We start from the raw sequence: 23,682 nt of genomic DNA on the forward strand, positions 1-23,682 counted from the left end.
GCCCTCATGATTCTGTCATATAAAAATGAAACCTATGATACATTTGTAACGTATGTAAAGGAACAGTAAAATGAAGAAAGAGAGGAGGGATCACCAAATAGATGAAAAAAATAAAAATTTCTATTGCTCTCTTCAGTTGTTTTATAATATGCTTGTTATTAGGGGTTCAATTGACCGCGAAATCAGCAGATCAGAAAGTTCATGTTATCCCAATTGAAGATACAGTAGAAAAAGGGCTTTCTAAATTCATTGAACGATCGTTTGAGCAGGCAAAGTCGGAGCGGGCGAAGCATATTATTCTCGACATCAATACACCGGGTGGTGCTGTCGATGCAGCGCTTGAAATCGCAGATACGATTCGTGCTTCCGATATCCCAGTGACAGCGTTTGTCAATCATAGAGCGCTCTCAGCGGGGGCATTCCTTGCATTAAATGCCGATCAAATTTATATGACCCCGAATGGAAAAATGGGGGCTGCTGCGATCATTGATGGAGAAGGCAATGCTGCCGATCAAAAATCAGAATCTCTATGGCTTGCTGAAATGAGTGATGCTGCCGAAAAGCAAGGGCGTGATCCAAAGTATGCTCTTGCCATGGCGGATGTAGATATAGACGCAAAAGAAGCTGGTGCACCAAAAGGAGAATTGCTCACCTTCAATACAGACCGGGCGCTTCAATTCGGGTATGCAGAAGGGGAAGCAAAAAATATGGATGACTTGCTTCAGAAGCTGAAATTACAAGACGCTTCTGTTCAATACGATGAAGTGAGCTTTGCTGAAAAGGTTGCGCGTTTTCTTACGCACCCAATTGTCATTCCAATCCTTTTATCCATTGCAAGCTTAGGGTTAATTGTTGAGCTTTATTCTCCTGGCTTTGGGGTCCCGGGCACCATGGGAGTGACAGCGCTTCTTCTATTCTTTTATGGTCATCTCGTGGCAGGTTTTGCAGGATATGAGACGTTGTTCCTGTTTTTAGCAGGGATTGCACTCATCATTCTGGAATTGTTTTTGCCAGGGGGAATCGTAGGTGTCATTGGACTGATCTGTGTCGTTGTCAGCTTATTTTTAGCAGCTGGAAGCTTTACAGAAATGGCGATTTCCATCTTGATTGCCACTGCTGTTTCAATCATAGCAGTTATTTTATTGACAAAGGTGTTGGGGAAACGTATGAAATTCTTTAAAAAGTTCATTTTAACCGATTCAACCAATAAAGAAAGCGGTTATGTCTCAAATGAAACAAGAGAGGATCTTGTTGGACAAATCGCAGTAACAGCCACTGCACTTCGTCCATCTGGTACGATCGTATTCGGAGATGAGCGCATTGATGTTGTGTCAGAAGGTGCATTTATCGACAAGGATGAACAAGTAAAAATTGTGAAAGCGGAAGGCTCACGCATTGTCGTGAGGAAAGTATAGATATACTGATTTTAGAGGAGGAATAAAATGGATCCATCTACTTTACTATTATTTGTGATTATCGCAGCAGGTTTGATTGTTCTATCGATCTTTTTCACCTTTGTACCGGTGATGCTGTGGATTTCTGCCCTAGCGGCTGGCGTAAAAGTGAGCATTTTTACACTTGTAGGAATGAGACTGCGCCGAGTAATTCCAAACCGAGTGGTCAACCCGCTCATCAAAGCACATAAAGCAGGTCTTGATGTGACGATTAACCAGCTGGAGAGCCACTATCTTGCAGGTGGTAACGTGGACCGAGTTGTGAACGCATTAATTGCAGCTCAACGCGCGAATATCGAATTGAACTTTGCCCGCTGTGCAGCCATCGACCTAGCAGGCCGTGACGTACTTGAAGCAGTTCAAATGAGTGTAAACCCTAAAGTCATTGAAACACCATTTATCTCTGGTGTTGCGATGGACGGGATTGAAGTCAAAGCAAAAGCACGTATTACAGTTCGTGCAAACATCGACCGACTTGTCGGTGGTGCAGGGGAAGAAACGATTATTGCCCGTGTAGGTGAAGGGATTGTCTCTACAATCGGTTCATCCGATAATCATAAAAAGGTTCTTGAGAATCCTGATATGATTTCTCAAACGGTTCTTGGTAAAGGATTAGATTCAGGTACTGCATTTGAAATTCTCTCGATTGATATCGCAGATGTTGATATCGGTAAGAACATCGGGGCAATTCTTCAAACAGACCAAGCAGAAGCAGACAAAAACATCGCACAGGCGAAAGCGGAAGAACGACGCGCAATGGCTGTTGCACAAGAACAAGAGATGCGTGCGAAAGTTGAAGAAATGCGCGCGAAAGTCGTTGAAGCAGAGGCTGAAGTACCACTTGCAATGGCTGAAGCATTACGTGAAGGCAATATTGGTGTCATGGACTACATGAACATTAAGAATATCGATGCTGATACGGATATGAGAGATTCATTTGGTAAAATGACAAAAGGTCCATCTGATAATGAAAACAAATAAGCATCCTCTCACGCTTTAAGGAGGGAGCCCATTGGACATTCTATTTGAAAATCCGCTACTAATTGCGATTATCATCGGTATCATCTCTGCCGTCTTTGGGAAAATCGGCAAACAAGAGGAGAACGAAGAGCAGAATCAGCAAAAGAAGCCCGCTCCTCAGCGTAAGCCGGTGCCCCAAAAGCAAACAAAGCAAAAAAGGCCAGATCCAGTCGTGACGGATCAGCTGGACGATTTCGGCGATGTACATGATCATGGCGGGATGAAGAAAAAAACTTCTCAGTCCTTACAAGATCGCTATACGGCTACACTTGCCGAAATGGAAGAAAGAAAAAACGAGCTGAATAAAGAGTTCCAATCGCTTGAAAGAGAGCTGACAAGGCCAAAGGCTGCATCTGCTGAAGTGAGGCCAAAAATCATTGAGAAACTCAACCAAGATACAATTGTTCAAGGAATGATCCTTGGAGAAGTATTTGGAGAGCCGCGCGCGAAAAAGCCGCACAGAACAATGAAACGGCCATATAAAAGATAAAGTAGAAAGTCCCCTTCAAAAAAGGGGACTTTTTTTGCTTGATGACGATTTTTCATAAAGAAAATGCTGAAACGGCTGTTTTACGGGATTCATTAGCATGATATGACCCCCTGAGGAATAGGATGATATAGAGGCTTTCTCATCAGTCTCACCATCTTTCAGTTTGATCTCATACACATGAGGTGGGAAGGGGTTCTTATTGAATGGGAAAAAGAAAAAATCGACTTAAAGCATGGCTGACAAGAACACTTGAAATCCCTCCAGACGTGATGATGGATCTTCCCCGTATTACGATGGTTGGCAGACTCCATATTTACATAGAGAACCATAAAGGGCTTTTGCTTTTCAGTGATCAAGAGGTAAGGCTGATGCTCAAGCAAGGACAATGCATTATTTCAGGGAAAGATTTTGTGATTAAAACGATTTTGCCAGAAGAGATTTTATTAGAAGGGAAAATCGATGAGGTCCGTTATATTGATTCTTAACTGACGGAGGGGAGAAGCGTGAAGAATAAATGGTTCGCCTATTTTATTGGCAGAGTGGAAGTGGAGATCAAAGGAAACGGCATTGAGCGGCTTATCAATGAGTGCACGAGGCAGGGGATCACAATGTTTCAAGTGAGCCGCCGTCAAGACAGCGTGCGCTTATTTATTCGCTTATCAGATGTACATGCCTTCAGAAAAGCACGCAGACATCATGACGTGACATGTTCATTTCATCAAAAGAAGGGCTTTCCGTTTCTACTCCTTTGGTCAAGGAAGAATATCGGATTTACGCTTGGGATTGTATGCTTTCTAGTAACGATATTGGCGCTTTCAAACATGGTATGGAAAATTGATATTAAGGGAGCCAACCCTGAAACTGAACATCAAATGAGAAAGCATTTAGACGACATTGGGGTGCAAAAAGGCCGTTTTCAGTTTCTAATGGGAACGCCTGAAAAAATTCAAAAATCCCTCACAACCAATATTCAAAGCATCACATGGGTCGGCGTTGAACTAAACGGCACAACATTTCAAATGAAAGTTGTGGAAAAGAATGAACCTGAAAAAGAAAAATACACGAGTCCACAGCATATTGTCGCCAAGAAAAAGGCTGTCATCACGAGAATGTATGTAGAAAAAGGGGAGCCGCTCGCCGCGGTGGATGAACATGTAAAAAAAGGGCAGATGCTTGTCTCTGGACTCATTGGCAGCGAAGATCAGCAAAAAACGGTAGGAGCCAAAGCGAAAATATATGGTGAAACGTGGTATCGATCTGAAGTTTCTGTCCCTCTTCGAACATCTTTTGACGTCTTTACGGGTAAAATGAAGACAAAGCACAAGCTCTCCGCATTTGGAGGCTCACTGCCATTTTGGGGCTTTTCTTTTAAAAAGGATGATTTTAAGCAGCCAAAAACAGAAACAGAAATTCATCCGCTTCATTTCTTAAACATGCAGCTCCCATTCTCTTATGAAAAGGAAATCACACGTGAAAGTGAGAAAATAAATCGAGAATACACAAATAAAGAAGCGGTTCAAGCAGGGATTAAAATGGGTAAAAAAGAATTAGAAGAGAAGCTAGGTCAAACAGGAGAGGTGAAAAGTGAAAAAGTTTTGCACGAGACAACAGGGAATGGTAAAGTTAAGTTAATCATCCTTTACCAAGTAATAGAAGATATTGTTCAACCAACACCTATTGTTCAGGGAGACTAGAGAATGACAGAACATTTACTTGAGATTCAACAAAAATTGGATAGCCCAAATGAAGCGATTGCTTTATTTGGCAATCAAGATGCTTATCTGAAACTAATGGAAAACGAGCTGAACGTCTCCATTATTACGCGTGGAGAAAAAGTGTATGTTTCTGGTGAGGAAGCATCTAGAGAAACAGTAAGCCGTTTGATCACATCTCTTTTACATCTCATCCGTAAAGGAATTGAGATATCTGAACGGGATGTCGTCTATGCCATTAAAATGGCGCAAAAGAACAAGCTGAATTATTTTGAAAATATGTATGAAGATGAAATTACGAAAAATGCCAAAGGAAAGTCGATCAGGGTGAAAACAATCGGCCAGCGGGAATATGCTGCGGCGATGAAAAAAGATGACTTGGTCTTTGGAATTGGACCTGCTGGTACAGGGAAGACGTATTTGGCAGTCGTCAATGCGGTCCATTCACTGAAAAATGGACATGTAAAACGGATTATCCTGACAAGACCAGCTGTTGAAGCAGGAGAGAGTCTTGGCTTTTTGCCAGGCGATCTAAAGGAAAAAGTAGATCCTTATTTAAGACCACTATATGATGCCTTGCATGATGTGCTTGGCAGTGATCATACGGAACGATTAATCGAGCGCGGCGTGATTGAAATAGCGCCCCTTGCCTATATGAGAGGCCGGACGCTTGATGATGCATTTGTTATTTTAGATGAAGCGCAGAATACAACGCCTGCTCAAATGAAAATGTTTTTGACGAGACTTGGGTTTGGCTCTAAAATGGTCATTACAGGAGATATTACACAAATTGATCTGCCAAAGGGCATGCAGTCAGGTCTTGCGGCTGCAAAGGACATGCTTGCAGAGATCAAGGGCATCTCATTTATTGAATTAGACCAGACAGATGTGGTCAGACACCCGCTTGTGGCGAAGATCATTGGCGCATATGAAAAGCAAAAATGAACTGAGTGACCCGATCGTCTTCATCGGGTCATTTTGTTTCGATCGTGGTTTAAAGTAAAAAAGGAGGTACTTTCCTTGAGAAAGAATCAAAAAGGCAGTAAGCGCAAAAGACTGCTGTCTAAAAAAGAACCTCAGAAAATGGAGCGCTCACGTTATTTAAATGTTTTGCTGTACGCTGGTTTAGCAGCCATTTTATTCGTGGTGCTCTTCTTCCATGTAAAGCCTGAATCGCTCGACCTAGATTTATTTTCAGTGAGCGAACAGACCATCTATTCTCCGTCAACCGTTGATGATCAAGAAGCGACAGAAGAAAAAAAACAAGAAGCAACAGATCAAGTAGAAGATCAATATACGCTCAAAAAAGCGTATTCTGATAATCGCGTAGACCTTATCTCATCCCTCTTTGAAGCCATTAAAGAAGAGAAGAAAGCAGCTGATGATAAAGAGAACGCGCCATCAGATCAAGAAATGGTCAAGCGTGTCAAAGAAAAGCTCACAACAGATATGCAGGAGGCTGTTTCGGATCAATCCATCAAAGCACTGCTCCAGGCAAGTGATGAAAATCTCTCATTTACTAAGGATTCCATCATCACAGTGGTGAATTCACTGATGAGTAAAGAAATCACAGCAGCGAAATTACAAGATGAGAAAAAACAAGTCAAAACAGAGCTTAAAAACAATTCAATTCCATCAAAATACTTAAATGCAGCGAAAGAAATCGGTGAATTTGCGATCATTCCAAACTATGTATTTGACCCAGTGGCAACAGAGAAGAAAAGACAGGAAGCGGCTGACAATATTCAGCCTGTGCAAATTAAGCAAGGACAAATCTTAGTTGAAGAAGGAGAGCTCATCGACCGGGAAGTTTATCGCAAATTAGAACTCACGGGTCTGTTAAATAGCTCAAATTTATTCAAGCCTGTCAGTGGTCTTCTCATATTAATTGGCCTTTTCTTAGCAGCGATTATTCATTCCCTTGAATCGAGGAAAAAATCGCTTGTCCATAAGAATAAGTCTTTACTGCTCTACTCGCTTATTTTCACGATTATATTAATTATCATGGAAGTGTTCAGCCTCTTCCAGGAAACGAAGTATACGACGATAGGCTATGTCGTACCAGTGGCACTTGGCACGATGCTGATCAAGCTGCTTATTAATGAGCGGTTAGCGATCTTCTCCGGTCTTGTATTTGCTCTTTGCGGCAGTATGATGTTTAATCAAGGAGTAACCGGCGTCTTTAACTATGTGATCTGCGCTTATTATCTTGTGAGCGGGATGGCTGGTATTTTATTTTTAAGAAAACATAATGCAAGATCAAAAATATTGCAAGCCGGACTTTTGGTGGCTTTGGTGAATGTACTTGTGGTTTTATCCATTACACTGATCCAAAACTCTTCACCATCAGGGCTTGAAATCGGTGTGAACCTCATGATGGCGATTGTGTCAGGGTTTGCATCATCTATCTTGGTCATTGGGTTAATGCCTGTTTTTGAGAGCATGTTTGGTATTCTTTCCACAATGAAACTGATTGAATTATCCAATCCAAATCATCCGCTGCTCAAAAAGATTTTAACCGAGACACCAGGTACATATCATCATAGTGTCATGGTGGCGAATTTAGCGGATGCCGCATGTGAAGCAGTCGGCGCAAATGGTCTTTTAGCAAGGGTCGGCGCTTATTATCATGACATTGGGAAAACGAAAAGGCCGCAATACTTTATTGAAAACCAAATGAACATTGATAATCCGCATGACAAGCTTTCTCCTCAGCTGAGTAAAAATATTATTATTGCCCATACGACAGATGGCGCTGATATGCTGAGAGAAAAGAAGTTTCCTGAAGAGCTTGTCGACATTGCAGAACAGCATCACGGGAAGTCACTTTTAAAGTTCTTTTACTATAAGGCAAAAGAGCGTGATGACCAGGTGACAGAAGAAGAGTTCCGTTACCCTGGTCCAAAGCCGCAATCAAAAGAAGCAGCGATTATTTCGGTGGCTGACAGCGTTGAAGCGGCGGTTCGTTCGATGCATAATCCAAATCCAGAGCGGATTGAAAAGCTTGTCAAAGGCATTATTTCAGATAAAATGCAGGACGGGCAATTTAGTGAATGTGACCTGACATTTAAAGAATTAAATATTATCAGCCAAACGATTTGTACAACATTAAAGGGGATTTTCCATTCTCGGATTGAATATCCAGATGCCCCGAAGCAGAAGGTGAAGTAAATGACATTGTTAATCGATTTAATAGATGAAACAGGACAAGTAACAAAAGAGCAGCTTGAAGAAGTGGAAAAGCTTCTTCAGTTTGCTGCAGACGCCCTTGAGGTCAAGGATCAAGCGGAAGTATCAGTGACGATTGTTTCGAATGAAGAGATTCATCAAATCAATAAAGAATACCGCGGAAAAGACGCGCCAACAGATGTAATCTCCTTTGCACTTGAGGAAGAAGGAGAAGGGGAGATTGAAATCATTGGAGCGGATGATATCCCGCCTGTACTTGGTGACATTATCATTAGTGTGGATCGAACGAAAGAGCAGGCAGAGGAATATGGACATTCCTTTATGAGAGAGCTTGGATTCTTAACGATTCATGGCTTCCTTCATTTGCTTGGGTTTGATCATATGACAGAAGAAGATGAAAAAGAAATGTTCGCCAAACAGACAAAAATCTTGGATGATTATGGCCTTTCGAGATCATCGTAAGAAAAGAAGGCCGCTCGCCCGTTTTTTTCGGAGTTTTTACTATGCATTTAGAGGAATATGGCGAACTTTCTTAAATGAACGGAATTTTCGATTTCACACAGTCGCAGCCATCATCGTGGTGATCTGCGGCTTTTGGTTCCGCATTGACCCATTTGAATGGCTGATCGTTCTTCTTCTATGCGGGGGGATGTTTGCGCTTGAACTTGTCAATACAGCCATTGAACATACAGTGGATCTGATGACAGAAGAAAGGCACCCGCTTGCAGAGAGAGCGAAGGACGCTGCGGCAGGCGCTGTTTGCGTTTACGCCGCGATTTCGGTTATGATTGGATTGATCATCTTCTTACCGAAGATCATGCAATAGAACAATATTACTATTTATTAACATTTTTAGAAATGGGCGTGAAAATGTCACGTGAATTATGTAAAATATAAATGTGACAGTGGTACCATTTCTTCTGAAAGTGGGAACTAGGAATGAACAAACAAGAGTTGATTTCAGAAGCAATCAAAGCAAGAGATTTTGCATATGTACCCTATTCTAAATTCAAAGTCGGTGCAGCATTACTGTCGAATGATGGAAAAGTGTATGGCGGCTGCAACATTGAAAATGCAGCATATGGTATGTGTAATTGTGCGGAAAGAACAGCACTTTTTAAAGCCTATTCAGAAGGCATTACATCTTTTCAAATGTTAGCAGTGGTGGCTGATACAGACCGGCCTGTTTCGCCGTGCGGCGCATGCAGACAGGTCATTTCAGAGCTATGTGCACCTGATATGCCAGTGATTCTAACGAACTTAAAAGGACATATATACGAAACAACAGTAAACGAACTATTGCCAGGCGCATTTTCACCGGAGGATTTAAATGACTAACGAAAGCTTCAAATCAGGATTTGTATCAATTATTGGAAGACCAAATGTAGGAAAATCAACCTTTCTTAATCGTGTCATTGGACAAAAAATCGCCATTATGAGTGATAAGCCCCAAACGACGCGAAACAAAGTGCAAGGTGTACTGACAACAAACACATCACAAACGATCTTTATCGATACACCGGGGATTCATAAACCTAAGCATAAGCTTGGTGATTTTATGATGAGGGTGGCTCAAAATACACTGAAGGAAGTCGACCTGATCTTGTTTATGATCAACGCACAGGAAGGCTATGGCAAAGGTGATGAATTCATCATTGAACGACTAAAGCAAACATCTACACCGGTGTTCCTTGTCGTGAATAAAATTGACCAAATTCATCCAGATGAACTGTTCCTTTTAATTGATGAATACCGCACGCGTTATCCATTCAAGGAAATTGTGCCAATTTCAGCTCTTGAAGGAAACAATATCGATACGCTTCTTCAGCAGATTGAAGGTTATCTTCCAGAGGGCCCTCAATTTTATCCGGCAGATCAAGTAACAGATCATCCAGAGCGGTTCATTATTTCTGAATTAATTCGTGAAAAAGTGCTGCATTTAACGAGAGAAGAGATTCCGCACAGTATTGCGGTTGCGATTGAATCGATTAAGCCAGATGAAAATGGCAAGATCCATGTTGCGGCAACCATTGTCGTAGAACGTGATTCGCAAAAAGGGATCGTCATTGGTAAACGAGGCAGCTTATTAAAAGAAGTGGGACAAAAAGCGCGCAGAGATATTGAAGCACTTCTAGGCTCAAAAGTGTATTTAGAACTTTGGGTCAAAGTTCAGAAGGACTGGCGTAATAAATCCACTCACCTGCGTGATTTCGGATTTAGAGAAGACGAATATTAAAAAATCGCTGCATTTGTCAGCAAATCTGACAATGGTGCGGTTCGATTAGTAAAAATTGTTTATCATGAAATGGAGGTAGCCTGGTCAAGATAAAATTAATATGTTGGATGTAGCGTTGCTGCTTCTAATAAAGAAAGGTGGGGTTTTTATGTTGAATTTTACATGGAACGTATTTTCACAAACAGGAAGCGTTGACACGTATCTGCTTTTCAAAGAGTTAGAAAAGGAGAACCTGGAAAGACCCGATGTACTTGAAGAAGAAATAGCACGATTTGATTTTCCAATCTTATAATTCTTGACCCCCTCCAGAGCTCGGAGTGTAGACAAATGCTCATTAAAAGTGAAGGAATCGTCCTTAGAACAACAGATTATGGCGAAACAAACAAAATTGTCACGCTGCTCACTAGAGAACATGGAAAAATTGGCGTGATGGCAAGAGGCGCTAAAAAATCAAACAGCCGCCTGTCAGCTATAAGCCAGCCGTTTTTATACGGTACATTTCTCATCCAATCATCAACAGGACTTGGAACGCTCCAGCAAGGCGAAATGATTGAAAGTATGCGGACCATTCGGGAAGACTTATTTCTGACCGCTTATGCTGCATATATGACGGAATTACTTGATAAAGGGACAGAAGAAAAAAAGCCAAACCCTTATTTGTTTGAGCTTCTGCTTCAATCTCTGCGTCATCTCAATGAAGGCACAGATGCTGATATTATTTTATTTATCGTAGAGGTCAAAATGTTATCAGTGATGGGGATGAAGCCTGAACTGGATCAATGTGTCCACTGTGGTCAAAAAGAAGGGCAGTTCCATTTCTCGATAAGAGATAACGGATTCATTTGCCAAAATTGTTTTTCGAAAGATCCATATAAACTGCCCTTATCCCCTGCAGCTGCAAGGCTGCTCCGTTTGTTTCATTATTTTGATTTATCAAGGCTTGGTCAGGTCGATGTGAAGCCGCAGACGAAACAAGAAATTCGTCAAGTGCTTGATCACTACTATGACGAATATTCCGGCCTCTATTTAAAATCAAAAAAATTCATGAATCAGATGGAATCCATGAAAAAGCTAATGGGTGACGAAAACAAAAGTTGACATCTCCCATGACTTTTTGTAAGATCATCTAAGATAAAATATGTTGCATTGACAGAAAGAAGTACTTACGTAAAATCCATAAAAGCGACCTTAGGGCGGTGTGAGCTAAGGATGGAGGCGTAACGAAAGGCATTCTTGAGCAACGTAAAACAAAGCGGCTGGATGCTACGACACCAGCAAATAGGGTGGAACCGCGGGAAAAACTCTCGTCCCTATGTTTGCAAGAACCTTGCGAGCATAGAGACGGGAGTTTTTGTGTTCTCTTACAAGGTTCTAATCCCACCCGCCATACATAGCGGTTGGTGTAGAAAAGACGGAGGTGCGATCATTGAATATTCAAGACATGATTTTGACGCTGCAAAAGCATTGGTCAAATGAAGGCTGCGTATTAATGCAGGCGTATGACACAGAAAAAGGTGCGGGAACGATGAGTCCATACACGTTCCTCAGAAGCATCGGCCCTGAGCCATGGAAGGTAGCATATGTAGAGCCTTCAAGACGCCCGGCTGATGGCAGATATGGAGAAAACCCAAATAGGTTGTATCAGCATCATCAATTTCAAGTGATCATTAAGCCATCACCTGACAATATTCAAGAACTATATCTTGAATCATTGAAGGCACTTGGCATTGACCCGCTGAAACATGACATTCGTTTTGTAGAAGACAACTGGGAAAATCCATCTCTTGGCTGTGCTGGACTTGGCTGGGAAGTATGGCTTGATGGGATGGAAATTACGCAGTTCACGTATTTCCAACAAGTCGGCGGCTTAGAATGTAAGCCCGTTTCTGTTGAAATCACATACGGTATTGAACGTCTTGCTTCTTACATCCAGGACAAAGAAAATGTTTTCGACCTTGAATGGACAGACGGATTTACGGTCAGAGATTTATTCTTAATGGCTGAATATGAGCACTCTGTTTATACATTTGAAACATCTAATACTGACATGCTGTTCGAGCTATTTACAACCTATGAGAAAGAAGCACATAGCCAAATGGACAAAGGGCTTGTTCACCCAGCATACGATTATGTCCTCAAATGCTCTCATACGTTTAATCTGCTTGATGCAAAGGGCGCTATTTCTGTGACTGAGCGAACTGGTTATATCGGAAGAGTGCGTCAGTTAGCAAGAAAAGTAGCCAAAACCTATTATGAAGAACGCGAAAAACTGGGATTCCCTATGCTAAAAGAGGAGGCGGCTTCTCATGAATAAACAAGATGTATTACTAGAAATCGGCTTAGAAGAGATGCCGGCTCGTTTCATGCCAGAAAGCACAAAGCAGCTAGGTGAAAAAGTAAAAGCATGGTTTGAAACGCAAAATATTTCATTCGAAGAGACTGCTTTATTCAACTCACCAAGACGTCTTGCTGTACTTGTGAAAGGTGTCGCAGAAAAACAAGAAGACATCAAAGAAGAAGCAAAAGGCCCAGCTAAAAAGATTGCCCAAGATGCTGAAGGCAATTGGACAAAAGCAGCTGAAGGCTTTGCTAGAGGACAAGGTGCTTCAACAGATGATCTCTATTTCAAAGAGATCAAAGGAGTGGATTATGTCCATGTTCAAAAGTTTCAAGAAGGAAAGCAAGTGAAAGACCTTCTGCCAGCGTTAGGTGAGATCGCCGCTTCATTAAGCTTTCCAAAGAACATGAGATGGGGAAGCGAGGATTTACGCTATATCCGTCCGATTAAATGGATTGTTTGTTTATTTGGAGAAGAGATTGTACCTGTTGAAATTGCTGGGGTGAAAAGCGGCCGTGAGACAAGAGGACACCGTTTCCTTGGTACAACAGCCAGCATTGACTCACCTGCTTCCTATGAACAAACATTGCGCGATCAATTTGTGATTGCAGACTCAGATAAAAGAAAACAATTAATTACTGAACAGCTGGATGCGCTATCTACTGAAAAAGGCTGGGTCATTCCTGTTGATCCTGAACTTCTAGAAGAAGTGAACGATCTTGTAGAATATCCAACTGTGCTGTCTGGTTCCTTTGAAGAAGAGTTTCTTGCATTGCCGGAAGAAGTATTGGTGACGACAATGAAAGAGCATCAGCGCTACTTCCCTGTGAAAAATGAGCAAGGAGAATTATTGCCGCACTTTATTACAGTCAGAAATGGAAACAGTGAGGCGCTGGAAAATGTCGCAAGAGGAAATGAAAAAGTACTTCGTGCGCGTTTATCAGATGCTGCATTCTTCTATAAAGAAGACGAAAAACTAGTGATTGAAGACAATATTAAAAAGCTTGATAAAGTGGTATTCCATGAGAAACTTGGAACAATCGGCGACAAGCTGAAGAGAGTGACAGACATTGCAACCCGTCTAGCCGCGCAGGTCGGAGCAGATGAGGAAACAACAAAACGTGTGGCTAGGGCAGCAAGTATTTCGAAGTTTGACCTTGTGACTCAAATGGTCTATGAATTCCCAGAATTACAAGGAATTATGGGTGAGAAATATGCAAGAGCTCTTGGTGAACATGAAGAAGTGGCAAGAAGCATTAACGAGCACTATATGCCGCGCTTTGCTGGTGACGATGCGCCGTCCACTTTGATTGGTGCGATTGTGGCCGTAGCAGATAAGCTCGACTCTATTTGTTCATTCTTCTCAATTGATGTGATCCCAACGGGTTCTCAAGACCCTTATGGACTTAGAAGACAAGCGAGTGGTATCGTTCAAATCCTGCTCGACCGTCATTGGAATATTTCATTTAAAGAGCTGTTAGCACTTGCTCAAGTAAAGACAGATCATGAAGCTGCTCTAATTGAATTTTTAACGCAACGTCTAAAATATGTTCTTCAAGCAGAGCATATTCGCCATGATGTTGTTGATGCAGTGCTGGATGTTGAAAATATTGAGCCATATGCAGTCGTCAAAAAAGCAGCTGTTCTTGAAGAGAGTGTGAAACAAGAAAGCTTCAAAGAAACGGCTGAAGCATTGGGACGCGTCATTTCAATTAGTAAAAAAGGGGAAGACGCAGAGATTCACCCTGAACTGTTTGAAAATGAACATGAGCAAAAGCTGTTTGAGGCGTATCAGCAAGTAGAGAAAGCTGTAAGGGAACATGTAGCAGCAGGGCAATACAGCTTGGCACTTGAGGCGCTGGATACGTTAAAAACACCGATCGTTCATTATTTCGATCACACAATGGTTCATGCGGATGATGAAAAACTGAAGCGAAATCGTTTGGCACAAATGGTCAAACTAGCCAAAGTGATTCAATCATTTGCGAATATGAACAATTTAATTGTAAAATAAATACCTAAGAACGGTTGCCTTTTCCGAAGGGCAATCGTTTTTTACTCATTTAATTCACGGTTTTTGAGTGGATTTTTGTTTCATTCGGACAAAGATGCGCTATAATATGATGAGTTATGAAAATGATATACATAAAGTAAAGATTTCGCTCTCTCTATTTAAAGGTGGTGAGTACAATCGAGTTAAATAAACGGCAAGAGCAGATTTTACAGATTGTCAAAGAGAATGGTCCGATCACTGGAGAGCATATCGCCGATCGGCTGAACTTAACAAGGGCGACCCTCAGACCGGATTTAGCCATTTTAACAATGTCAGGCTTTTTAGAAGCAAGACCAAGGGTCGGCTACTTTTTCACAGGAAAAACAGGCACGCAGCTTCTCGCAGATAAGCTGAAAAAACTTCAAGTGAAAGACTTTCAATCCATTCCAGTGGTGATACATGAGAATGTTTCGGTTTATGATGCGATTTGTACGATGTTTTTAGAGGATGTGGGCACATTATTCGTTGTGGACGATCACTCTATTTTAACAGGCGTGTTATCAAGAAAAGACCTCCTTCGCGCAAGTATAGGGAAACAGGAGCTCCCATCTATCCCTGTCCATATTATTATGACAAGAATGCCGAACATTACCGTTTGCCGCAAGGAAGATTTCATTATGGATGTGGCGAAGCACTTGATTGAAAAGCAAATAGATGCACTTCCTGTGATAAAAGATACGGATAAAGGCTTTGAAGTGGTCGGAAGAATTACGAAAACAAACATGACGAAAATACTTGTCAGCTTATCAGAGAACGAAATAATCTAATGACAGAAGACTGCGAGGGGATGTTATGAGTAATCGCGTAATTTTTGTGGTATCAGATTCAGTAGGTGAAACGGCAGAGCTCGTGGTCAAAGCGGCACTTAGCCAATTTGATGGCGGCTCATCAGACCATTCAAATATTAGAAGAATCCCGTATGTAGAGGATGTTGGTACGATTAAAGAAGTCATTTCATTGGCGAAAGCAGATAATGGGATCGTCTGCTTTACTCTTGTTGTGCCAGAAATGCGCCAATTTTTAATCGAAGAAGCAGAAGCAAACGGTGTCGTTTATTATGACATCATTGGTCCACTCATTGATAAAATGGAGACGGCATATGGAAATGAAGCGAAACATGAGCCGGGTCGTGTACGTCAATTAGATGAAGACTATTTTAAAAAGGTTGAAGCCATCGAGTTCGCTGTGAAATACGATGACGGCAGAGACCCAAGAGGCATTCTAAAGGCTGATATTGTACTCATTGGTGTATCACGCACGTCCAAGACACCATTATCTCAATACTTGGCGCATAAACGGCTGAAGGTAGCGAACGTCCCAATTGTACCTGAAGTTGATCCGCCAGAAGAGTTATTTTCAGTTGATCCGAAGAAATGTATCGGTTTGAAAATTAGTCCAGACAAACTAAATCATATTCGCAAAGAGCGTTTAAAATCTCTTGGTTTAAATGATCGCGCTATTTATGCGAACATTGAGCGGATTAAAGAGGAACTAGAGTATTTTGAAAAAGTGGTTGACCGTATTAACTGCCAAGTCGTTGATGTATCGAATAAAGCAGTTGAGGAAACGGCAAATGTCATTCATCAAATGCTGACCAAAAGAGGTTCCGAATAAACTCAGGATGCTCCTCCTGGGTTTTTCCTATGGTGGGAAACGGGTAAACAAAAACAATAGCATATTTGCTGCATTTGTATTATAATAAAAAATTGTGATAAAATGATTGATTTTAGGTTTAAGTTAAGTCAAGAACGAATAAACTAATATTGGCAGAAGTCAAGTGATTCTGAACATAACTTTTCGACAAAATGAGTTTTACTGTTGATTGCTTTATGGGGGAAAAGTATGGTCTTTTTGCTTCTCTAAAGCAGGAATAAGGTGGAGGGATGGAGAATTAGTCACCTGAATGAACGTAAAAAAGAGAGGACGATTTATGTCGATGCAGATGCTTGTCCTGTAAAAGACGAAATCCTTTCTGTCGCATCTCAATTTCAAGTACCAGTGACGTTCATTGCTTCATATGAGCATTTTCAAACCAAAAGATCTCCACTTGAAGATTGGCGGTTTGTAGATACACATAAGGAAGCAGCGGACTTAGTCATTGCAAACTCAGCTGCCGCACATGATATTGTCGTCACCCAAGATATTGGTCTTGCCTCCTTACTGCTTCCGAGACAGGTCATTGTTCTGTCTGAAAGAGGACGAATGTACACAAACGAAACAATTGATTTTGATTTGGAGCGCAGGCATGTTTCTAGCAAACAGCGAAGAAAAGGTGTATACGGAAAAGGTCCCAAAAAGCTTTTAGAAGAGGATAAGAAGCGATTTATGGCGCAACTACAAAAAATCCTGTCGAATCATGAAGGATTTTTAAATTAAAAGGCGAATAATGTACGACGGAGTGTTATTAGGATGAGCAAACGTATACCAGATGAACTTTTGGAGCAGATCCAAAAAAACGCAGACATTGTCGAAGTGATTGGAGAATACGTACAGCTTAGAAAGCAAGGTCGAAATTACTTCGGTCTTTGTCCATTCCATGGTGAAAATACTCCTTCATTCTCTGTTTCAGCAGATAAGCAAATCTTCCATTGTTTTGGCTGTGGTGCAGGAGGTAATGTGTTCTCGTTCCTCAGACAAATGGAAGGCTACTCATTTATTGAAGCCGTTTCACATGTGGCTGATAAGTACCATATTGATCTGCCTGATCAGGTGGCAAATGCTCAGATTAGCTCCTCTCAGCAAGAGGACACTGCAGATCATAAAATGATTGAGGCCCATGAGCTTCTTAAGAAATTTTACCACCATTTGCTGGTAAATACAAAGGAAGGTCAAAACGCACTCGATTATTTACGGTCCAGAGGCTTTACGGATGAAACAATTGCCAAGTTTGAGATCGGGTATGCTCTTGATTCTTGGGATTTCGTGACCAAGTTTTTAGAAAAACGAGGATTTGATCCTGTGATGATGGAGAAGGCTGGTCTTTTGATTCAACGTGAAAACGGCACAGGCTTTTTTGACCGCTTTAGAGATCGTGTCATGTTTCCCATTCATGATCATCATGGAACGGTCATCGCTTTTTCCGGAAGATCGCTTGGTGATCAGCAGCCTAAATATATGAATAGTCCTGAAACGCCGCTTTTCCATAAAAGTAAGCTGCTTTATCACTTTCATGACGCACGTATGCATATTCGCAAACGCGAACGGGCAGTTCTTTTTGAAGGATTTGCAGACGTCATCTCAGCTGTTACATCAGGTGTCGGTGAAAGTGTTGCAACAATGGGTACGTCTCTTACAGAAGAGCACGTAAAGCTTCTCAGGCGGAACGTAGAAGAGATCATCCTTTGCTATGACTCTGATACGGCCGGATACGAAGCGACCATGAAAGCATCAGATTTGCTTGGAAAAAGAGGATGTAAAGTTCGCGTTGCCATGATACCAGATGGACTTGATCCAGATGATTACATTCGTAAATATGGCGGCGAGAAATTTAGGAATGACATCATAGATGCAAGTGTGACATTAATGACGTTTAAGATGAATTTTTTCCGAAGAGGAAAAAACTTATCAGACGAAGGAGACCGTCTTACTTATATGAAGCAGGTTCTCCGAGAAATCAGCCGGTTAAACGGCTCTTTGGAACAAGAGATTTACATGAAACAGCTTGCTGGGGAGTTTTCGATCTCACTTGATTCATTAAAAGAACAACTGGAGCTGTTTGAAAAACAGCAGCGGCAAGAAGCCAAAAGCACGCAGGAAGAAAACGGGCTTGAAAAACGGCGTGCACATCTGTCAACACAAGTGAGAAGAAAGCGTCTGCGGCCGGCATATGAAAATGCGGAGCGAATGCTGCTTGCTCATATGTTAAAAAGCGATGACGTGATCCGCAAAGTACTTGACAGGGTCGGGATTGAATTTAATATAGATTCGCACAGGGCGCTGGCAACGTACATTTATGCCTTGTATGAAGAAGGCAAAGAACCAACACCGCAGCACCTGATGAACCGGATAGAAGATGATGTCATGAACCAGCTGTTGACAGATATATTGATGATTCAAGTCGGAGACGAACTAAGTGAAGCTGAATTAAGTGATTATGTAAAAAAAGTGTTGAATCATCGGAATTTGTCAATGATAAAGGAAAAAGAACTAGAACGTGCAGAAGCGGAGAGGCAAAAAGATTTCTTCAAAGCGGCAACACTTGCAAAAGAAATTATTCAGTTGAACCGTTCGCTGAAGTAATACGTCTATTATTAATGACAGGACTTACGGCTGGCAATGAATCCTTTACGGGAGGAGCATAAGACCGCAAGCATCTTGCCTTCATCATTATTTATTTTATTCCTATTTGCTTCGTCATCTGTTTGATAGAGAGAGAAAAGCAGGACGGAAGTAAATCGCAAGTTACTTTAGAATTCGTTGCAAGCTTTGGAAGGAGGGATCCATAATGGCTGATAAACAAGCCCACGAAACCGAAACTGAATTAACCTTTGAACAGGTGAGAGATAAGCTCACTGAAACGGGTAAAAAACGGGGCGTTTTAACATACGAAGAAATTGCAGAGCGTATGTCTAGCTTTGAAATTGAATCAGACCAAATGGATGAATACTATGAATACTTAGGCGAACAGGGTGTAGAGCTCATTAGTGAAAACGAAGAGACAGAAGACCCAAATGTTCAGCAGCTGGCTAAAGCAGAAGAAGAATTTGACCTGAATGATTTAAGCGTACCACCAGGTGTCAAAATCAATGATCCTGTTCGTATGTATTTAAAAGAAATCGGACGCGTCAATTTGTTATCTGCTAAAGAAGAAATTACGTATGCTCAAAAGATCGAAGAGGGCGATGAGGAATCAAAAAGAAGATTAGCGGAAGCGAACCTTCGTCTTGTTGTCAGCATTGCGAAACGCTATGTCGGTCGTGGTATGCTGTTCCTTGACTTGATTCAAGAAGGAAACATGGGTCTGATGAAGGCGGTTGAGAAGTTTGATTACCGCAAAGGTTATAAATTCTCAACATATGCGACTTGGTGGATTAGACAGGCGATCACACGTGCGATTGCCGATCAGGCGAGAACAATTCGGATCCCGGTTCATATGGTGGAAACCATTAATAAATTGATCCGTGTTCAAAGACAGCTTCTGCAAGACCTAGGCAGAGAACCAACGCCTGAGGAAATTGCTGAAGACATGGATTTAACTCCAGAAAAGGTAAGAGAGATTCTTAAAATTGCACAAGAGCCTGTATCTTTAGAAACACCTATTGGTGAAGAAGATGACTCGCATCTTGGCGATTTTATCGAAGACCAAGAGGCGACATCTCCATCTGACCACGCTGCATATGAACTCTTAAAAGAGCAGCTTGAAGATGTATTAGACACGCTGACTGACCGTGAAGAAAATGTGCTGAGACTGCGTTTCGGACTAGACGACGGAAGAACACGCACGTTAGAAGAGGTTGGAAAGGTGTTCGGCGTAACAAGAGAGCGTATCCGACAAATTGAAGCGAAAGCTCTTCGTAAATTAAGACACCCAAGCAGAAGTAAACGATTAAAAGACTTCTTAGAGTAGAAACCGGACGGATCTTGAAAGAGATCCGTTCTTTCTTATCAAAAATGAAAACGCTTTTTTCAATCTGATTATATTTTACTGAATAACAAATGAATTTGCAACGTTCTTAGAGAAAAGATGTATAAAAAATACATCTAAATGTGCTGAAGGCTTCATTTCTCATCTTGAATCATTTTTGTCTAATCTGTGAACTTGACCAAAGTTTTGTATCATAATTCGTTTACTTTTTGTAAAATTAAAGTAGAATTAGAATTGTTTGCATAGTCTCAAAGGGGTTTTCACAAAGGGGAGGATGAAAGAAATGAAACGGAATCCACTTATACCATTTTTATTGATTGCCATTTTAGGTATTGGACTCACTTTTTTCTTATCAATGAAGGGGCTGAAAGATGAAGAAAAAATTGCCTCTGGGGGCAAAGAGGAAAAGCAAGAAGAGACAGCAAATGCGACGCCGGAAGAATTGTATAAACAGAACTGTCTAAGCTGTCATGGGGAAAACTATGAAGGCGGCGCAGGTCCTGCATTAAAAGGTGTTGGAGACAAGCTTGAAGTAGCTGACATCAAGAAGAAAATTCAAGAAGGCGGCAACGGGATGCCAGGCGGGCTGATTCCAAATGAAAAGCTCGATGAAATGGCGGAATGGGTGTCTAAAATTAAATAATCTTACACAAAAAGCTCTTTTTCAAAAGAAGAGCTTTTTTCATTTGAAAACGACTTTTAAAAAGTCCATAATTTATATAAGATAGACAAGTATGAACATTAAAGAAAAGTAGTGATACGTATGAATGAAATGAATTTATCGAAACGATTAAAAAAAGTCGCAGACTTTTTACCAGATGAGGCAGTCTTCGCTGATATCGGCTCAGACCATGCCTATTTGCCATGCTATGCGATCCTGCATCAAAAAGCAGTGAAAGCCATTGCTGGTGAAATTACCGATGGACCGCTTCAATCGGCGCAGCAGCAAGTACATAGACTTAAATTAGATGAACAGATATCTGTCAGAAAAGGAAATGGCCTTGAAGTCATTGAAAAAGGCGAAGTGAATGCAGTGACGATTGCAGGTATGGGCGGGGCACTCATCGCAAGCATTCTAAATGAAGGAAGGCATAAGCTCGCAGGCCATGAGAGGCTCATTCTTCAGCCGAATATCCATGCCCATCATATTCGTTTATGGCTTTATCAAGAGGGGTATGATTTGTTAGATGAAGTCATCTTAGAAGAGGACGGCAAAATATACGAAATCATCATCGCAGAAAAAGGCGACAAAAATAAAGCCTATGAAGGGATGTCGCTTGAAGCAGGTATGCTGGTTGGCCCGTTTCTTGCGAAAGAGCAAAATGACGTCTTCCGGCGCAAGTGGATGCAAGAGCTTCAGCATATGGAGAAGATAGAAAGTCAAATTCAGCAGGCAGCGCGGACAGAAGAAAACAAAGAGCGCCTTGAAGAGCTGAATGCGAAAATAAAGATGCTAAAGGAGGTTTTGACTGTTGGCTAAAACAGTAAACGGGCATGAAATCATCCAATTGTTTGAACAGTTTTCGCCAAAGGCATACGCCATGGAAGGGGATAAAATTGGTCTTCAGATTGGGACATTAAATAAAAAAGTAACCAATGTGATGATCACCTTGGATGTATTAGAGAATGTAGTAGATGAGGCGATCGAGCGAAAAGTGGATCTCATTATTGCTCACCATCCGCCGATTTTTCGTCCATTAAAACATGTAGCGACGGATCAGCCGGCTGGACGTATCATTGAAAAATGCATCAAACATGATATTGCGGTATATGTGGCACATACGAATTTAGACGTAGCTGATGGCGGAGTCAATGACCTGCTTGCTGAGGCCTTAGAGCTTGAAGAAACAAGAGTGTTAGTGCCGACATACGAAGATCCAATCAAACAGCTTGCTCTGTATGTCCCAGAGGAATTTGAAGAGGCCATCCGGACAGCTTTAGGAAATGCGGGTGCCGGCCATATTGGCAACTACAGCCATTGTGCGTTTTCAAATGAAGGGACAGGCAGCTTTCTGCCATCAGAAGAAGCTGAGCCGTTTATTGGTGAGTCGGGTCAATTAGAATTTGTGAAAGAAGTGCGGATTGAAACCATTTTCCCAGCAAGTATAGAAAAACAAGTGATTCGCGAAATGATCAAAGCACATCCTTATGAAGAAGTCGCCTATAGTGTACACACGACAGACCTTCCTCCTATTCAAAAAGGTCTTGGACGTATTGGAGAGCTAAATGAGCCAATGACACTTAGAGATTTCACGCAATTTGTGAAAACGAAGCTAGATGTGAATGGTGCTCGTTTTGTAGGAGACCAAGACGCTGTTGTGAAAAAAGTGGCGGTGCTTGGCGGAGACGGAAATAAATACATCCATCAAGCGAAAAGAATGGGTGCAGATGTGTATGTGACAGGAGACCTTTATTTCCATGTTGCGCACGATGCTATGATGCTAGGGCTGAACGTTGTGGACCCAGGACATTATGCTGAAAAGATTATGAAAGAGGGGGTAAAGGCGAAGCTTCACTCGCTATGTGCGGATAAAAAATATGACGTAAAGCTCTTTGTTTCTGAATCAAACACAAACCCATTTCAATTTATGTAAACAAAAAACGTCAGAGCATTTCCGCTCTGACGTTTTCTTATTTCTTTGTTTTGACGCGAGGTAAAATTTTAGAAAGAGGAACTGTTCGTTCAATCTTCCAAGTCGTTTCATCATCTGGTTCATAGTTTTCTAAGAAACGAATGACTTCCTTTGTAATAGGTGTTGGTGTTGAAGCACCAGCAGTAACGGCAACGGTTTTGACGTCCTGCAGCCATTCCAGCTTGAGTTCACTTAAGTCGCCAATACGGTAAGCCTGCGTTCCAGCAATCTCCATTGACACTTGTGCGAGACGGTTAGAGTTATTACTTTTTGGATCGCCGACAACAATGGTTAAATCGGCTTGGCCAGCTTGCTGCGATACAGCTTCTTGACGTACCTGTGTCGCCAGGCAAATTTCTTGATGATACTCAACGTGAGGGTATTTCTCTTTAATCAGCTCCATCAGGTCGTGGACATCCCATTGAGACATCGTCGTTTGGTTCGTGATGAGCAGTTTTTCTGATGTTAAATCGAGCGCCTCAATGTCGGCTTCAGTTTCGACAAGGTGTACCTTATCAGGGGCTACTCCGACAGCTCCTTCTGGCTCAGGATGACCCTTTTTCCCAATATAAATAATCTCATAGCCATCGGCTGTTTTCTCTGAAATGAGTTCGTGTGTTTTCGTTACATCGGGACAGGTCGCATCAATGGCGACAAGGCCTTTTTCTTCTGCGATTTGACGAACCTCAGGAGAAACGCCGTGAGCCGTGAAAATGACTGTTCCGCTTTCAACCTGCTTTAAAATGTCTAAGCGGTTTGGTCCGTCCAGTGTGTAAATTCCATCTTCCTCGAAGGCATCAGTGACATGTTTGTTGTGCACAATCATACCTAATATATAAATTGGGCGTGGCAAGTTTTTATCAAGTGCGGCATTTTTAGCAATGACCATTGCATCGACAACGCCATAGCAATAGCCACGCGGCGATATTTTAATTACATTCATTTATTCGTCCTCCTGTAGGGAAGTGCTGCT

24 protein-coding genes are annotated in these 23,682 nt (G+C 41.7%); 23 read left to right on the forward strand and 1 reads right to left on the reverse strand.

Annotated elements, in window-relative coordinates; genetic code table 11:
- Positions 1–101: 101 nt before the first annotated feature.
- From MHI60_RS14675 to MHI60_RS14785, 23 genes are all read left to right on the forward strand, one after another.
- Positions 102–1,415, forward strand: coding sequence for a nodulation protein NfeD (locus MHI60_RS14675; RefSeq protein ID WP_144484666.1), 1,314 nt, complete (start codon positions 102–104; stop codon positions 1,413–1,415).
- 27 nt (positions 1,416–1,442) lie between these two features.
- Positions 1,443–2,435: a flotillin-like protein FloA gene (gene floA, locus MHI60_RS14680; RefSeq protein WP_024423026.1), complete on the forward strand. Its 993-nt coding sequence runs from the start codon at positions 1,443–1,445 to the stop codon at positions 2,433–2,435.
- Positions 2,436–2,466: 31 nt separating this feature from the next.
- Positions 2,467–2,964, forward strand: coding sequence for a hypothetical protein (locus MHI60_RS14685; protein ID WP_144484664.1), 498 nt, complete (start codon positions 2,467–2,469; stop codon positions 2,962–2,964).
- Positions 2,965–3,167: 203 nt separating this feature from the next.
- On the forward strand, positions 3,168–3,449 hold the full coding sequence (yqfC, locus tag MHI60_RS14690) for a sporulation protein YqfC (RefSeq protein WP_012010618.1): 282 nt from the start codon (positions 3,168–3,170) through the stop codon (positions 3,447–3,449).
- 18 nt (positions 3,450–3,467) lie between these two features.
- Positions 3,468–4,658 carry a sporulation protein YqfD gene (yqfD, locus tag MHI60_RS14695; RefSeq protein WP_095409048.1) on the forward strand — a complete coding sequence of 397 codons (1,191 nt, stop codon included), beginning with the start codon at positions 3,468–3,470 and terminating at the stop codon, positions 4,656–4,658.
- A gap of 3 nt (positions 4,659–4,661) precedes the next feature.
- Positions 4,662–5,621 (forward strand): PhoH family protein, encoded by a 960-nt coding sequence (locus MHI60_RS14700; protein WP_041118006.1) that lies wholly within the window; start codon positions 4,662–4,664, stop codon positions 5,619–5,621.
- Between the two features lie 138 nt (positions 5,622–5,759).
- A complete protein-coding gene (locus MHI60_RS14705; protein WP_186318661.1) occupies positions 5,760–7,847 on the forward strand; it encodes an HD family phosphohydrolase in 2,088 nt (695 codons plus the stop codon).
- On the forward strand, positions 7,848–8,327 hold the full coding sequence (gene ybeY, locus MHI60_RS14710; protein WP_061408615.1) for an rRNA maturation RNase YbeY: 480 nt from the start codon (positions 7,848–7,850) through the stop codon (positions 8,325–8,327).
- A complete protein-coding gene (locus MHI60_RS14715; protein WP_024423020.1) occupies positions 8,305–8,691 on the forward strand; it encodes a diacylglycerol kinase family protein in 387 nt (128 codons plus the stop codon). The genes ybeY and MHI60_RS14715 overlap by 23 nt, the downstream gene beginning before the upstream one ends.
- Positions 8,692–8,804: 113 nt before the next feature.
- A complete protein-coding gene (locus tag MHI60_RS14720) occupies positions 8,805–9,203 on the forward strand; it encodes a cytidine deaminase (RefSeq protein WP_008356263.1) in 399 nt (132 codons plus the stop codon).
- On the forward strand, positions 9,196–10,101 hold the full coding sequence (gene era, locus MHI60_RS14725) for a GTPase Era (protein ID WP_007501305.1): 906 nt from the start codon (positions 9,196–9,198) through the stop codon (positions 10,099–10,101). The genes MHI60_RS14720 and era overlap by 8 nt, the downstream gene beginning before the upstream one ends.
- Positions 10,102–10,249: 148 nt before the next feature.
- Entirely contained in the window at positions 10,250–10,393 is a 144-nt protein-coding gene (locus MHI60_RS14730; protein ID WP_003217288.1) for a YqzL family protein, read from the forward strand.
- 35 nt (positions 10,394–10,428) lie between these two features.
- Positions 10,429–11,199 (forward strand): DNA repair protein RecO, encoded by a 771-nt coding sequence (gene recO, locus MHI60_RS14735; RefSeq protein WP_095409043.1) that lies wholly within the window; start codon positions 10,429–10,431, stop codon positions 11,197–11,199.
- Positions 11,200–11,527: 328 nt separating this feature from the next.
- The gene (gene glyQ / locus MHI60_RS14740) at positions 11,528–12,415 is read left to right on the forward strand and encodes a glycine--tRNA ligase subunit alpha (RefSeq protein WP_012010611.1); all 888 of its coding nucleotides are present in this window, start codon (positions 11,528–11,530) and stop codon (positions 12,413–12,415) included.
- A complete protein-coding gene (gene glyS / locus MHI60_RS14745) occupies positions 12,408–14,453 on the forward strand; it encodes a glycine--tRNA ligase subunit beta (RefSeq protein WP_144484662.1) in 2,046 nt (681 codons plus the stop codon). Before glyQ ends, glyS begins: the two co-directional genes overlap by 8 nt.
- A 167-nt stretch (positions 14,454–14,620) precedes the next feature.
- Entirely contained in the window at positions 14,621–15,259 is a 639-nt protein-coding gene (locus MHI60_RS14750) for a helix-turn-helix transcriptional regulator (protein WP_024423017.1), read from the forward strand.
- A 25-nt stretch (positions 15,260–15,284) separates the two neighbouring features.
- Positions 15,285–16,106: a pyruvate, water dikinase regulatory protein gene (locus MHI60_RS14755; RefSeq protein ID WP_008342399.1), complete on the forward strand. Its 822-nt coding sequence runs from the start codon at positions 15,285–15,287 to the stop codon at positions 16,104–16,106.
- Between the two features lie 261 nt (positions 16,107–16,367).
- A complete protein-coding gene (locus MHI60_RS14760; protein WP_024423016.1) occupies positions 16,368–16,868 on the forward strand; it encodes a YaiI/YqxD family protein in 501 nt (166 codons plus the stop codon).
- Positions 16,869–16,901: 33 nt separating this feature from the next.
- Entirely contained in the window at positions 16,902–18,731 is a 1,830-nt protein-coding gene (gene dnaG / locus MHI60_RS14765; RefSeq protein WP_144484660.1) for a DNA primase, read from the forward strand.
- A 205-nt stretch (positions 18,732–18,936) separates the two neighbouring features.
- Entirely contained in the window at positions 18,937–20,058 is a 1,122-nt protein-coding gene (gene rpoD / locus MHI60_RS14770; protein ID WP_008342392.1) for an RNA polymerase sigma factor RpoD, read from the forward strand.
- A 301-nt stretch (positions 20,059–20,359) separates the two neighbouring features.
- Positions 20,360–20,719, forward strand: coding sequence for a cytochrome c550 (gene cccA / locus MHI60_RS14775; protein ID WP_095409040.1), 360 nt, complete (start codon positions 20,360–20,362; stop codon positions 20,717–20,719).
- A gap of 120 nt (positions 20,720–20,839) precedes the next feature.
- Positions 20,840–21,556, forward strand: coding sequence for a tRNA (adenine(22)-N(1))-methyltransferase TrmK (locus MHI60_RS14780; protein ID WP_144484658.1), 717 nt, complete (start codon positions 20,840–20,842; stop codon positions 21,554–21,556).
- Positions 21,549–22,670: a Nif3-like dinuclear metal center hexameric protein gene (locus MHI60_RS14785; RefSeq protein WP_095409038.1), complete on the forward strand. Its 1,122-nt coding sequence runs from the start codon at positions 21,549–21,551 to the stop codon at positions 22,668–22,670. Before MHI60_RS14780 ends, MHI60_RS14785 begins: the two co-directional genes overlap by 8 nt.
- A 37-nt stretch (positions 22,671–22,707) precedes the next feature.
- Here MHI60_RS14785 and MHI60_RS14790 read toward each other — a convergent pair whose 3' ends face one another.
- Positions 22,708–23,652, reverse strand: coding sequence for a 4-hydroxy-3-methylbut-2-enyl diphosphate reductase (locus tag MHI60_RS14790; RefSeq protein ID WP_342502621.1), 945 nt, complete (start codon positions 23,650–23,652; stop codon positions 22,708–22,710).
- Positions 23,653–23,682 lie beyond the last annotated feature (30 nt).

The sequence above is a fragment of the Bacillus sp. FSL K6-3200 genome, assembly GCF_038630485.1.
In the GTDB taxonomy this organism is placed as follows: domain Bacteria; phylum Bacillota; class Bacilli; order Bacillales; family Bacillaceae; genus Bacillus; species Bacillus safensis.